General features: G+C 67.1%; 9 protein-coding genes and 1 tRNA gene. 8 read left to right on the top strand and 2 right to left on the bottom strand.

Annotated features, from left to right (window positions below):
* The first annotated feature begins 58 nt into the window (after window positions 1-58).
* Together FHS28_RS22275 and trhA are read left to right on the top strand one after the other, a co-directional pair.
* Window positions 59-134: transfer RNA gene (locus FHS28_RS22275), tRNA-Thr, on the top strand.
* A gap of 316 nt (window positions 135-450) precedes the next feature.
* A complete protein-coding gene (gene trhA, locus FHS28_RS22270) occupies window positions 451-1125 on the top strand; it encodes a PAQR family membrane homeostasis protein TrhA (RefSeq protein WP_088454156.1) in 675 nt (224 codons plus the stop codon).
* A gap of 168 nt (window positions 1126-1293) precedes the next feature.
* On the opposite strand, the gene FHS28_RS22265 is transcribed toward trhA, so the two are convergent.
* Complete coding sequence (locus FHS28_RS22265) at window positions 1294-1629, bottom strand: DciA family protein (protein WP_088454038.1); 336 nt, start codon at window positions 1627-1629, stop codon at window positions 1294-1296.
* A 258-nt stretch (window positions 1630-1887) separates the two neighbouring features.
* On the opposite strand from FHS28_RS22265, the gene secA reads away from it, so the two are divergent.
* The 4 genes from secA (at window position 1888) to argJ (ending at window position 7662) form a co-directional block, all read left to right on the top strand.
* On the top strand, window positions 1888-4641 hold the full coding sequence (secA, locus tag FHS28_RS22260; protein ID WP_088454037.1) for a preprotein translocase subunit SecA: 2754 nt from the start codon (window positions 1888-1890) through the stop codon (window positions 4639-4641).
* 312 nt (window positions 4642-4953) lie between these two features.
* Window positions 4954-5499, top strand: a complete 546-nt coding sequence (locus FHS28_RS22255) for an FxDxF family PEP-CTERM protein (RefSeq protein WP_088454036.1) — start codon at window positions 4954-4956, stop codon at window positions 5497-5499.
* A 174-nt stretch (window positions 5500-5673) separates the two neighbouring features.
* Window positions 5674-6228, top strand: coding sequence for an FxDxF family PEP-CTERM protein (locus tag FHS28_RS22250; RefSeq protein ID WP_088454035.1), 555 nt, complete (start codon window positions 5674-5676; stop codon window positions 6226-6228).
* 204 nt (window positions 6229-6432) lie between these two features.
* Complete coding sequence (gene argJ / locus FHS28_RS22245; protein WP_088454155.1) at window positions 6433-7662, top strand: bifunctional glutamate N-acetyltransferase/amino-acid acetyltransferase ArgJ; 1230 nt, start codon at window positions 6433-6435, stop codon at window positions 7660-7662.
* A 7-nt stretch (window positions 7663-7669) separates the two neighbouring features.
* Here the strand turns inward: argJ and FHS28_RS22240 are convergent, their stop codons facing one another.
* Window positions 7670-9475 (bottom strand): hypothetical protein, encoded by a 1806-nt coding sequence (locus tag FHS28_RS22240; RefSeq protein ID WP_221194187.1) that lies wholly within the window; start codon window positions 9473-9475, stop codon window positions 7670-7672.
* 420 nt (window positions 9476-9895) lie between these two features.
* On the opposite strand from FHS28_RS22240, the gene FHS28_RS22235 reads away from it, so the two are divergent.
* Window positions 9896-10888: a response regulator gene (locus FHS28_RS22235; protein WP_088454033.1), complete on the top strand. Its 993-nt coding sequence runs from the start codon at window positions 9896-9898 to the stop codon at window positions 10886-10888.
* A 110-nt stretch (window positions 10889-10998) separates the two neighbouring features.
* Window positions 10999-12540 carry a class I SAM-dependent methyltransferase gene (locus FHS28_RS22230; RefSeq protein WP_246410468.1) on the top strand — a complete coding sequence of 514 codons (1542 nt, stop codon included), beginning with the start codon at window positions 10999-11001 and terminating at the stop codon, window positions 12538-12540.
* Window positions 12541-12600 lie beyond the last annotated feature (60 nt).

Genomic DNA, 12600 nt, shown 5'->3' with positions numbered 1-12600 from the left:
GTCTAGAATGCGGCCCACGTCATTCGCGCTTCGGTGCGGATGACATCAGTTTTCGTGTGCCGGCTTAGCTCAGTTGGTAGAGCAACCGCCTTGTAAGCGGTAGGTCATCAGTTCGAATCCGATAGCCGGCACCAAAAAGTGAACGGGACCCTGCGTGAAGCGGGGTCCCGTTTTTTTTTGCTCATCCGGCGCTATTCGCGAATTGCGAATTTCTCCCATTTTTTCAATCTAGGCAAGGACTTGGCGTTGTTCGCCGGATTCTGTTTCGACGCTTGAGGTGGCGTTCTTCAACCCCTGCAATGACGCCGACCTGCCTGCGGTTCGCTGCTTTGCCCCTCGTCAATGCCTGACCCTCTGCACTCGCTGAGAATCGGTGGCATCCTTGCCCTGTCCATGCGCGGCCGTCCCGTCCGCACGCATCACCGATCCACCGCAGCCACGCCCGCCCTCATGTCCTCTCCCGCGACGCTCCCTGCCGACCGCCCCCAGACGCTGGGCGAAGAAATCGCCAATGCCATCAGCCACGGGCTGGGCGCGCTGCTGGCCATCGCTGCCTTGCCCATCCTGGTCAACCGCGCCCTGAACCATGGCGGCACGGCGGATGTGGTCGCAGCCGCGGTGTTTGCCTGCACCGGCATCCTGCTCTACGGCATCTCGACGCTCTATCACGCGCTGCCGGCCTCGCTGGCGCAGGGGCGCATCAAGGCGTGGCTCATGCGTCTGGACCACGCCGCCATCTACGTCTTCATCGCCGGAAGCTACACCCCGTTCACCCTCGGCGTGCTGCATCAGGGCCCCGGCGTCACACTGCTGATTGCCGTCTGGGCCGCCGCCGCGTTTGGCGTCACCATCAAGTTGCTCAACCGGCTGCGCCACCCGTTGGTGTCCACCGCGCTGTACCTGGCCATGGGCTGGGTGGTGGTGTTCGCCCTCGGCCCATTGATCGAGCGCACCGCAGGCCCAGGTCTCGCCCTGCTGGTGGCTGGCGGCCTGAGCTATACGCTGGGCGCCATAGTCTTCCTGTTCGACAACAAGCTGCGCTACGCCCACTTCGTCTGGCACCTGTTTGTGCTGGGCGGCAGTGTCTGCCACTTCTTCGCGGCGCTGTTCTACGCCTATCGGTGAGGGAGCGTCGGCAATCCATATTGGGCGACTGATGATTGCCAGCCGCTAGTTGCTGATCGCTGATCGCTGATCGCTGATCGCTGATCGCTGATCGCTGATCGCTGATCGCTGATCGCTGATCGCTGATCGTCCGATGATGGGCGATCGGGGCCGACGACCGCGGCTCCGTCAGGATTGACGTACCTTGATCCGCAGTTCGCCCTGCTGCAGCAGTCCCTGCTCCTGCAACAAACGCAGCAGAACCGGCTGCATATGTCTCAGCTTTGTAGCAATCGCTGCGTTGTGTGCCACGACGGTCCAGCCGTTTTCATCCAGCGTTCCGGCCTGAACGAACTGCCGCATCGGTCCCGGCAGCGCCACGCTGATGACCGCCAGATGATGCTGTGACGCCTGGAGACGCTGCCCCAGCTGGGCCAGCGTGCCGTGACGCGACAAGGCCTGGCCGAAATCCATGGGATCCGGCGCCTCCGGTCGTGTGCGGGGCGGCAGGTAACGCGTCGTCATGCCCCGAAGTGTACGGGAGTGCTCCGCCCGGGCGCGCCAGGGCCGAGGGATGCCAGGAGCCCCGGGTGCTAAACTCCGCCGGTTTTTCTACGCGTGGATGCTGCTGGGCGTGTGCCCTGCTGCCGCTGTCCAGGCGAGGAGACCAGTGAGGGTTTGCCCCCGATCGTTGACGCCCGTTGACGACAGGGCTTGCAAAGCCCCGCCGGACCCTCACCTGACGGCATCCCGTGTATCCACGACAAGAACACCACCAGCTTCATGTTGCCCAAGCTTTTGACCCAGATTTTTGGCAGCCGCAATGAGCGGCTGCTCAAGACCTATCGCAAGGTCGTCCAGCAGATCAACGCGCTGGAGCCCCAGTACGAAGGTCTGAGCGACGAGCAATTGCGCGGGAAGACCGAAGAGTTCAAGAAGCGGATCGCTGACGGCGCATTGGTCGACGACCTGCTGCCCGAAGCCTTCGCCGTGTGCCGGGAGGGCAGCAAGCGCGTCCTGAAGATGCGTCACTTCGATGTGCAGCTGATTGGCGGCATGGTGCTCAACGCCGGCAAGATCGCCGAAATGCGCACCGGTGAAGGCAAGACGCTGATGGCGACGCTGCCCGTCTACCTCAATGCACTGGCTGGCAAGGGCGTGCATGTGGTGACGGTGAACGATTACCTCGCCCGTCGTGACGCGGAGTGGATGGGGCGCCTGTACACCTTCCTGGGCCTGAGCGTCGGCATCAACCTGCCGCATGCCCCCCGGGAGCAAAAGCAGGCCGCCTACGCCGCCGACATCACCTACGGCACCAACAACGAATACGGCTTCGACCATCTGCGCGACAACATGGTCTACGAGCTGCAGGACCGCGTTCAGCGCGGCCTGCACTACGCCATCATCGACGAGGTGGACTCGATCCTGATCGACGAGGCCCGCACGCCGCTGATCATCTCCGGCCAGGCCGAAGATCACACGGCGATGTACCACGCCATCAACCAGGTGGCCCCCAAGCTCAAGCGTCAGATTGGCGAGATGGACCCGCGCACCGGCGAGGGCGTCATCGACCCGGGCGACTTCACGGTGGACGAGAAGTCCCACCAGATCTACCTGACCGAAGACGGTCACGAAAATGCCGAGCGTCTGCTGGGCCAAGCCGGTCTGCTGGCCGAAGGCGCCAGCTTGTATGACGCCGCCAACATCACGCTGATGCATCACCTGTATGCATCGCTGCGGGCCCACCACATCTATCACCGCGACCAGCACTATGTGGTGCAGAACGGTGAAGTCATCATCGTGGACGAATTCACCGGCCGCCTGATGACCGGCCGCCGCTGGAGCGATGGTCTGCACCAGGCCGTGGAAGCCAAGGAAGGCGTGCAGATCCAGGCCGAGAACCAGACGCTGGCGTCGGTCACCTTCCAGAACTACTTCCGCATGTACGGCAAGCTGGGCGGCATGACCGGTACAGCCGACACGGAAGCCTACGAATTCCAGGAAATCTACGGTCTGGAAACCGTGGTGATCCCGCCCAACCGTCCGACGGTGCGCCGCGACGAGCTGGACCTGGTCTACAAGACCGACAACGAGAAGTACAACGCCGTCATCGAGGACATCCGCGACTGCCACAAGCGCGGACAGCCGGTGCTGGTGGGCACCACGTCGGTGGCCAACTCCGAGAAGATTGCCGACATGCTCAATGCGGTCGGCCTGCCGCACCAGGTGCTGAACGCCAAGCAGCACGCCCGTGAAGCGGACATCATTGCCCAGGCCGGCCGGCCGGGCGTGATCACCATCGCCACCAACATGGCGGGCCGCGGTACCGACATCGTGCTGGGCGGCAGCATCGAGAAGGAAGTCTCTGCGGTGGAAGCCGACGAGACGCTCTCCGAAGCCGACAAGCACGCCCGCATCGCCACCCTCAAGGAGGAGTGGAAGCAGCTGCATGAGCAGGTGAAGGCGGCCGGTGGTCTGCGCGTCGTCTCGACCGAGCGCCACGAAAGCCGCCGCATTGACAACCAGCTGCGCGGCCGTTCCGGCCGTCAGGGTGACCCGGGTTCCTCGCGCTTTTACCTGTCGCTGGACGACCAGCTGATGCGCATCTTCGCGGGCGACCGCGTGCGGGCCATCATGGACCGTCTGAAGATGCCCGAAGGTGAGGCGATCGAAGCCGGCATCGTCACCCGCTCCATCGAAAGCGCGCAGCGCAAGGTCGAGGCCCGCAACTTCGACATCCGCAAGCAGCTGCTGGAATACGACGACGTCTCCAACGATCAGCGCAAGGTCATCTACCAGCAGCGCAACGAGATCCTGGAATCGGAAGACCTGCTGGCCCAGATCGCCCATCTGCGTCACGGCACGCTGACCGACATCGTCCGTGGCTTCGTCCCGGAAGAGAGCCTGGAAGAGCAGTGGGACCTGCCGGCGCTGGAGCGCGTGCTGCGTGAAGACTGGCTGCTGGACGTGCCCCTGGTGGCGCTGCTGGACAAGAGCGAGACGCTGACCGACGAAGACATCCTCAAGAAGGTCATCGAAGCCGGCGACGCCTCGTTCCAGGACAAGCTGGACCGCGTCGGCCTGGAGCAGTTCACGCCGTTCATGCGCATGGTGCTGCTGCAGAGCATCGACCAGCACTGGCGCGAACATCTGGCCGCGCTCGACTACCTGCGTCAGGGCATCCATCTGCGTGGTTATGCGCAGAAGAACCCGAAGCAGGAATACAAGCGCGAAGCCTTCGAGCTGTTCTCCCAGCTGCTGGATGTGGTGAAGACCGACGTCACCCGCGTGCTGCTGAAGGTCCGCATCCAGAGCGAGGCCGAAGCCAGTGCCGCGGCCGATGCCATCGAGCAGCGCGCCGAGAACGTCAGCAACGTCACCTACACCCACCCCAACGAAGACGGCTCGATTTCCCAGGAAGCCGAACCGTCGGGCCCGGCGGCCGTGCCGGCCGAGTGGGGCCATGTGGGCCGCAACGATCCGTGCCCCTGCGGCAGCGGCAAGAAGTTCAAGGCGTGCCACGGCAAGCTGGCCTGATCGGATGCAGTGATGCACTGATGCACTGATGCAGACCGGGTCCCCTGGACACGGCTGCTCCCCTGAAACGGCGCCTTTGGGCGCCGTTGTCTTTGGTGCCGTTGTCTTTGGTGCCGTTGTTGTTGGCGCCGCACAGCCAGGGCATCAAACGCAGAGGGCGTCGGCGCGGATGCCGTCCTTGCGCGTGCGTTTTGTCACACGTGCATCCAGTGCCGCACCTCAGCCCCCGCAAGACGGGGAGGCCTCATTGAACGCCGGTCGATACAGTGCGCTCAAGACCCGTCCCCTGCGGGTGTTCCGGATGTTCATCCCATGACTCTTCTTCACCGTCTGAGCTTCGCCGCCCTCTTGATCACCAGCGTTGCCACGCAGGCCGCTCCGGTGCTGGCGGACCAGTCCGTGGCGCTGCAGGCCAGCAAGACGGGGACGACGCAGACTGGCACCTTCAAGTCGGTGCACACCGTCGCTGGCGAGTTCATCGACACCTTCACCTTGACCGGCGTGGACGGCTGGGCCCGGATCAATGCGAGCCTGACGACGCTCGGATCGACCCAGGCGGTGGACATCGATTTCGTGTCCGCCACCCTCAACGGTGTGGCCTACAGCTTCAACAGAAGCCTGCTGGGCGCCAACCCGGACGGCGTGGAGACTGGCAGCTTCATCAACACGCTGCTGAGCACGCCGCTGGTGCTGACCGTGCACGGCTATGCCGGAGCGGGCCTGGCGGCGGGCTCCCCGATCAACGCGAGTTACTCCGGCACCTTCAATGTGACGCAGGTCCCGGAACCGGCCAGTCTGACGCTGGCGGTGGCCGGCTTGATCGGCGTTGGCGTGTCCCGTCGGCGTCGCGCGGCCTGAGGCCGTTGCGACGGCCCGCCGCCCGCCTTCGATCCGCTCTCGATCTCACCTCGATCCGACCTCGGTCCAAGCTCAATTCAGACACGCATCCGCCGCCGCTACAACGCCCACCGCAGCCGCCTTTGCTGCTGCGCGCCGTGCCCCGCGCCGACTCTTACCCCAACACTGCCCACCATGACACGATTCACTGCTTCCCTGATCGCCGCTGCCGGCGCCGGCCTGCTGGCCCTGAGCATGGTCGCCCCCGCCGCGGCCAAGTCGGTGGACGTGGCGCTGATCACCGGCACTGACGGCAGCAGCTACACCGGCGCCGAGCCGGTCGAGCACTTTGAAGTGGGCAGCTTCACCGACACCTTCCATCTGAACCTCACTGGCCCATCGCTGGTGGAAGTCGGCCTGATCACGATTGGCGCCAGCGATGACCAGTTCATCACCTTCACCAAAGTGCTGCTCAACGGCGTGCCGGTCTCCATCCAGACCGACCTGCAGGGCGACGGCACCCGCAGCAGCCTCGGGTATCTGGCGCAGGCCGGCCTGAGCGGCGCTGTGACGCTGACGGTGGAAGGCTACGCGGGCGGCTCGCTGCCGGTGGGCAGCGGCATCGGCGCGAGCTACACCGGCACCTTCAACGTCCTGACGTCTGCAGTGCCGGAGCCGGCGAGCGCTGCGCTGCTGCTGGCGGGACTGGGTGCCGTGGGCCTGGTGGCCCGTCGCCGTCGCCGGGTCTGATCCCCCGGGATCCCACGGCATTGCGGCCCAGCCGCTCCGCGTCCTTTCAAGGCCTCGCACTGCGAGGCCTTTGTCATGGCACGCGCCGCCGGCGCAGGCGCGCACATTGCCGCCCTCGCTTCACGAGGGCGCTCCTACAATGCGCGCCAAGATCGTCCGGTCCCTGCCAGGGGCCGCTTTTTCTCTTTTCAGAGCAGCACCGCCATGCCTGTCAACCTCACCGCTCCCGATCCCCAATCCCTGCTGCCCGTGCCTGGCGTGCGGCTGGGTGTCACGATGGCCGGGGTCCGCAAGGCCAACCGGCGTGACCTGACGGTGGTGGCGCTGGACGCCGGAGCGAGCGTGGCGGGCGTTTTCACCCGCAACCGCTTCTGCGCGGCACCGGTGCAGGTCTGCCAGGAGCATCTGGCGCAGCGCAGCGACATCCGCGCGCTGGTGATCAACACCGGCAATGCAAACGCCGGCACCGGCGCTGACGGCCTGGCCCGTGCCCGTCAGACCTGCGAAGCGCTTGCCGGCCTGATGCAGCTGTCGCCGCAGCAGGTGCTGCCGTTCTCCACCGGCGTGATCATGGAAACCCTGCCGGTGGATCGCATCGTGGCAGGCCTGCCTGCCGCCATCGCCGCGCTGGGTGAGAACCAGTGGGGCGAAGCCGCCGCCGGCATCATGACCACCGACACACTGCCAAAGGCTTGCTCGCGCACCATCGTGATCGGCGGCAAGACGGTGACGCTGTCGGGCATCTCCAAGGGCGCCGGCATGATCCGTCCGAACATGGCCACGATGCTGGGATTTGTGGCGACGGATGCGGTCATCGCGCCGGAACTGCTGCAGCCGCTGGTTCGTGAAGCGGCGGACCTGTCCTTCAACCGCATCACCATCGATGGCGACACCTCGACCAACGATTCCTTCGTGTTGATCGCAACGCACAAGGCCGGCCATGCACCCATCACCTCGCTGACCAGCGAGGAAGGCCGCTTGCTGCGCGATGCGGTGGTGGCGGTGTCGCAGCAGCTGGCGCAGGCGATCGTGCGCGACGGCGAGGGGGCGACCAAGTTCATTTCGGTGGTGGTGGAGGGCGGCAAGACCGAAGAGGAATGCCGCAAGGCCGCCTATGCGATTGCGCACTCACCGCTGGTCAAGACCGCTTTCTTCGCGAGCGACCCCAACCTGGGCCGCATCCTGGCGGCGGTCGGTTATGCCGGCATCGACGATCTGGACCAAAGCCTGATCGAGCTGCACCTGGACGACGTGCATGTGGTGACTCGCGGTGGTCGTCGTCCGGAGTACCGTGAGGAAGACGGTCAGCGGGTGATGAAGCAAAGCGAGATCACCGTGCGCGTGGGCCTGAACCGCGGCACTGCCAGCACCACCGTCTGGACCTGCGATTTCAGCCACGACTACGTGACGATCAACGCGGACTACCGCTCGTAATCCGGGTCTAGAAATCGACCGCGCGGGCCCGCAAGCCGCGGGCCAGCAGCGTGGCGTTGATGAGCTGCGCTTCTTCACGGCTGCTGAAGGGCCAGACCGCGGCCCGCCAGCCTTCCTTGGTCTGGAAGACCGCCCCGTTGAGCTTCTGAGACCCACCGCGCAGGGTCTCGCCGACCATCTCCTGCATGCGGGCCAGCTGGGCCTCCGCTTCCGGCCTGGTTTTCTGCGGCAAGGCCACCAGCGCCACCAGTTTCGCGCCGGGGGCGCCAGGGGTGATCAGCTTGCTCAGGCCCGCGTCATCCACCGCCAGGCGCTGTTCGGCTTCATCCTTCGGGCGGGCCGCCGCGCCGGATTTGGCGTCGGCGCTTGATCCCGGGCCCGTGGCGGCGCCTTCCTTGCCGCTACTGTCCGCGCTGCCGCTCTCTTTGGCCGAGCCGGGCTTGCCGGGAGGCGTCCCAGGGGAGGTCCCGGGTGCCGTCCCGGGTGCTGTCGCTGGTGCCGCCCCTGGTGCGGTCTTCGAAGACGGCGCGGACGGGTCTGCCGGTTTGCCACCCGCCTTCTGTGCTTCCTCTTCCTTCAATCGCTCCACACCGGATTGCAGGGAAGGCCGCCCCCCATTGCTGCGCGGCTTGGCCAAGGGCGCAGGCACGGCGCCGCTGGCAGCCGTTGCGCCGGAAGCCACGCCCGCCGGTGCGGACGCTTCTGCGGCCGCGCCCGAGGCCGCGAGGGCCCCCGTCGCCGGGCTCAAGGCCGCCGCACTGGCCGCGCCGGTGGTTGCTGCAGCACCCGTCGCACCGGTCGCTCCGGTTGCGCCACCACTGCCTGATGCGGCTTCAGCCGGCACCGCCGCCGACTCTCCGGATTCAAGCTCGCTTGCAGACCCGGAGGCTGCCGATGCCGACGGCGCGATCATGGTGCCGCTGGCCGGTCCGGATGCCGCCGCCGCTGCGGACGCCGCCGACGCAGCTGCCGCGGCCGAGGCCGCCGCGTCGCCGGATTCCTTGGGCGCATGGGGCCACAGCAGCCAGGTGAGCAGCGCCATCAGCAGCACCGCCACGCCCGCAACGATGCCGAGCCGCTTCGGATCCAGCGCCCGCTTGCCCAGCACCTGATCCCGTCGGCCGACCAGCACGCGTGTGCGGGCGGGCCCGGCATCGATGGCGGCGCTCAGCAGCACCAGCTCCATCGGCCAGGCACCGCTTTGGGTCGCGCCGCCCGATTCCAGTTCACGGTTGTTGATCTCCACGCGGCGCAGCGGCAGTTCCTCCGGCGCGGTGGTGAAGCCGTGGTCCAGGGCCATGGCGGCAACGGCGTCCGGCTTCAGGCCGGGGATGAAGACATCGCTCCAGGCGCGGCGCGGGCCGCCGGTGGCCGCCTGCTTGCGTTGCCAGGGCCAGCGCCGCCTGGGTTTGGCGCCGGGCGCATCCGCCGCGCCTTCGCCGCCCCCGGCCGCCGGTGTGGGCTCCAGGCTGGGTTCCTTGGGCAGCGGCTGCGCGAGAAAGGGCAGGGCGACGGCGCCGACGGTGTGAACGTCCTGCACACCAATGCGGCGGGCCAGTGGGTGTTTGTTGTGCCAGTTGACCAGCAACCAGGCCACGGCATCCGGTGCGGGGCCTTCCCAGGGGGCGGCCGGTGCGGCGGCCCCCGGGGGGCTGCCTGCCGGGGTCCCTGGGCTGGTTCCAAGGCCGGTTGCGGTCGCAGTCCCGGTCATCGATGCGGCGGTAGCCCCGGTCGTCGAGGGGGGGGCGGACAGACCGCCCGAGGCAGTGCCCGGCGGCATGGAGGGATCATTCGAACCGGGCTGTTCATCCATGGCGGATGATTATGTCGCGCAACCAGGCGCCGCCAAGGCCTCCGAGCGCTTCGCGCCTGCCACAGCGTCGCCGGCCGAGAAGGATGCCGCTGAAATGCGGCCGGTACCCCGTCCCCGCGTTCCGGCCCAGCACCGCACCGCGCACCCGCACCGGGCACCTGCACCGCGCAGCTGCACCTGCACATGCACATGCACCTGCACATGCACATGCACATGCACATGCACATGCACCAAGGCCGTTTGCCCGGCGTCTTCCGCTTCTAGCGCCCTGGCATCCTGCACCGTCCGTCGCTCATCACCGCATCGGCAGCCGTTGGCCTCCCTTCGCAGCGTTCATTCTTGACCGATGCAGGTCCGATCCGCGCTTCCGGCAACAAAGGCGCTTGTGAAGCGGGCATGGGATTTGTATGGTGAAGAGATATGCCTGATCTGATGTCCCAAGAGAAGTCCTCCGCCCTTGTGCGGCTGCTGATCGTCCAGGCGCTGTCCGTCCAGCCGCTGGCCGAGGTGCTGGAGGAGAGCGGCTATGAGCTGATCCGTGCCGGTGATGCCGCATCCGCCCGCCGCGTGCTGCAGGATGCCGCGCCCGCTTCCGCGGCCCAGCCGGACGCAGTGCATCGCCCACGCCTGATCCTGATGGACATGGAGCTGCCCGGCCTGCCCTGGGCCGAGGCGGTGGCACTGCTGCGGGAACTCGCCGGCGCCGGCGTGCCCGTGATCACCTTGAGCCGCCGGCAGGATGCTCAGCAGGGCGGGGCGCTGATGGAAGCAGGCGCAACCGACTGCCTGCTCAAGCCCGTTCGTCTGAGCGACCTGCTCGCCCTGATTGAGCGGCGCATCCATCCGATCGCTCGGCCGGTGGCCGCCGAGCCGCTGCGGCCGGTGGCCAGCATGACGGTGCGCGAGCGAGACGGCCACTGCAGCTGGCAGACCCCGCAGGCGCGGGCGCTGATGCTGCAGTACTTCCCGGCGCCCTGGGCGGACCATGCCCGCCTGCCGCCCGAGGTGCTGGCCTGGCTGCATCGCGAGGCGCTGCGCCGCCGGGCGGGCGCCGTGCCGGCAGGGCTGACGGTTGCGCCCCGGGCGGGCCATCTGCGGCAGCGGCTGAGCTTCTACCTGATGCCGGCAGATCCGGAAGTGATCGGTCCAGGCCATTGGCTGCTGGTGCTGCATGAGGGCGATGAGGCGGCCCTGGTGGCGCGTCTGGCGAAGGCACTGGACCTGCCGCAGGCGGAGGCGGAACTGCTGTTCTGGACCCTCGGGCAACCGGTGCCGCGGCGGCAGGTGCATGAACTGGGCCTGAGCGAAGATGCGTATGAGCGCCGCATGCGCGCCCTGTGCGACCGGCTGGGCGTGGTGGATCCGGCGCAGGCGGTGGCCCGTGCGCGGCATGCGCTGGTGCCGCAAGGGTAGTCCGCCTGCGGCAGCCGCTCCGTCAGTCGATGACAGGGCCTCCCGCCGTGCGCGCGGACCGTATGCCGGGATTCCGCGACAATTCGGGGCTGTTTCCAGTGTGGTTGCCCATGTTCAGCTTCCTTGTTCCTCCGTCCGATTCGCGTCCGGCTCCCGACGAGCGCGAGCGCTTCATGCGTCTGCTGCAGACGGCGGTGGTGGAGCGTCGCCTGGAGCGGCTGCTGCTGAGCAAATATGAGGGCGACCAGGACATCGAGCGCCTGACCGTGCGCCTGATCGAGTTGCGCGGCGCCCCCACGCTGAGCTTCCTCTGGCGCCATGCGACCAAGGACATCACCCGCAACCTTGCCGTGGACGAAGGACTGGCCGAGATCCAGCAGCTGATGGGCAGCGTCTTTGCGCAGGCCAACCTCGACACGACGACCCAGCAGGTCCAACTGCGCTTCAGCCGCAAGGGCAAGCCGCTGCTGCATGTGGCGCGCAAGCCGGGCGCCGCGCAGGCAGCGGCGCCGGCATCTGCACTGACGCCGGCATCTGCAATGACGCCAGCCTCTGCACCAGCACCGACGGCAGCAGCAGTACCAGCACCATCGGCTGTTGGCACTGCCGCTACATCTGCGGGTCTGGCGTCCGGCGTCGCGTCTTCGACCGGTGCACCCGCAGCGAAGGCGCCGAGTGAGCGACAAAGCGCTGTGGGCGCCATGGGCGCCACGGTGGCACCCGCCGCCACTGCCGTACCCGCCGCCAATGGCGCACCGACGGCCCCCGCCGGCGCTGCCGATGAAGGGGCGCCGTCTCTGCCGTCCCGTCATGACCGCGAAAAGCCCCGCGCCCTGTCCCTCGCCAGTCCCTTCTGGCGTGAACTGGGCGTGACCCACGAGGTCAAGGGCCGTGTGGACCTGGTCCCGGCGATGGCGCGCAAGTGGAAGCAGATCAACAAGTTCATCGAGATCTTCGGTTCAGCGATCCGCCACGCCGGACTGTCCGAACCTGGCACCCGCGTGCGCCTGGCCGACTTCGGCTCTGGCAAGGGCTACCTGACCTTCGCCATGCACGACTACCTGCACAGCCAGGGCCTTGCCCCCGACGTGCAGGGCGTGGAGCTGCGGCCGGACATGGTGCGGGTGGGTAACGATGCAGTGGCGCGCCACGGCCTGCAGGGCCTGCGCTTCGAGCAGGGCGACGTGCGCGAGCGCGACGACATGCGGCTGGAAGTGATGGTGGCCTTGCATGCCTGCGACATCGCCACCGACTACGCCATGCATGTGGGCCTGCGCAGCGAGGCGCGGATCATCATGTGCGCGCCCTGCTGTCACAAGGAAGTCCGACCCCAGATGCGCACGCCCGCCGCCCTGCGGCCGCTGCTGCAGCACGGCATTCATCTGGGCCAGGAAGCGGAGATGGTGACCGACTCCGTCCGTGCCCTGCTACTGGAGCTGATGGGGTACGACACCCAGGTCATCGAGTTCATCGCCCTGGAACACACCAGCAAGAACAAGATGGTGCTGGCGGTGAAACGTCCGCAAGGCCTGTCCCCGGCGCGCCGGGCGGAACTGGTGGAGCAGTTGCAGGCCATCAAGCAGTTCTACGGTCTGCGCCAGCAAACGCTTGAAACCCTGCTGGTGCAGGACGGGCACCTGCACGCGGCCTGAATCTCCCATTGCCTCATTCTTGAGCAGCGGAAGGTTTCCGCTGTGAAATCAACGGCTTGG

The sequence above is a fragment of the Roseateles terrae genome (genome assembly GCF_014192155.1).
Lineage (GTDB): Bacteria > Pseudomonadota > Gammaproteobacteria > Burkholderiales > Burkholderiaceae_C > Roseateles > Roseateles terrae.
Note: the sequence above shows the minus strand (reverse complement) of the source record. Positions and strands in the feature narration are given on the sequence as shown.

Excerpts from the sequence above, each read along its gene's own strand:
- trhA (WP_088454156.1), top strand. The coding sequence starts at position 451 with ATGTCCTCTCCCGCGACGCTCCCTGCCGACCGCCCCCAGACGCTGGGC.
- FHS28_RS22230 (WP_246410468.1), top strand. The coding sequence starts at position 10,999 with ATGTTCAGCTTCCTTGTTCCTCCGTCCGATTCGCGTCCGGCTCCCGAC.
- FHS28_RS22250 (WP_088454035.1), top strand. The coding sequence starts at position 5,674 with ATGACACGATTCACTGCTTCCCTGATCGCCGCTGCCGGCGCCGGCCTG.
- FHS28_RS22235 (WP_088454033.1), top strand. The coding sequence starts at position 9,896 with ATGCCTGATCTGATGTCCCAAGAGAAGTCCTCCGCCCTTGTGCGGCTG.
- FHS28_RS22265 (WP_088454038.1), bottom strand. The coding sequence starts at position 1,629 with ATGACGACGCGTTACCTGCCGCCCCGCACACGACCGGAGGCGCCGGAT.
- argJ (WP_088454155.1), top strand. The coding sequence starts at position 6,433 with ATGCCTGTCAACCTCACCGCTCCCGATCCCCAATCCCTGCTGCCCGTG.
- secA (WP_088454037.1), top strand. The coding sequence starts at position 1,888 with ATGTTGCCCAAGCTTTTGACCCAGATTTTTGGCAGCCGCAATGAGCGG.
- FHS28_RS22255 (WP_088454036.1), top strand. The coding sequence starts at position 4,954 with ATGACTCTTCTTCACCGTCTGAGCTTCGCCGCCCTCTTGATCACCAGC.
- FHS28_RS22240 (WP_221194187.1), bottom strand. The coding sequence starts at position 9,475 with ATGGATGAACAGCCCGGTTCGAATGATCCCTCCATGCCGCCGGGCACT.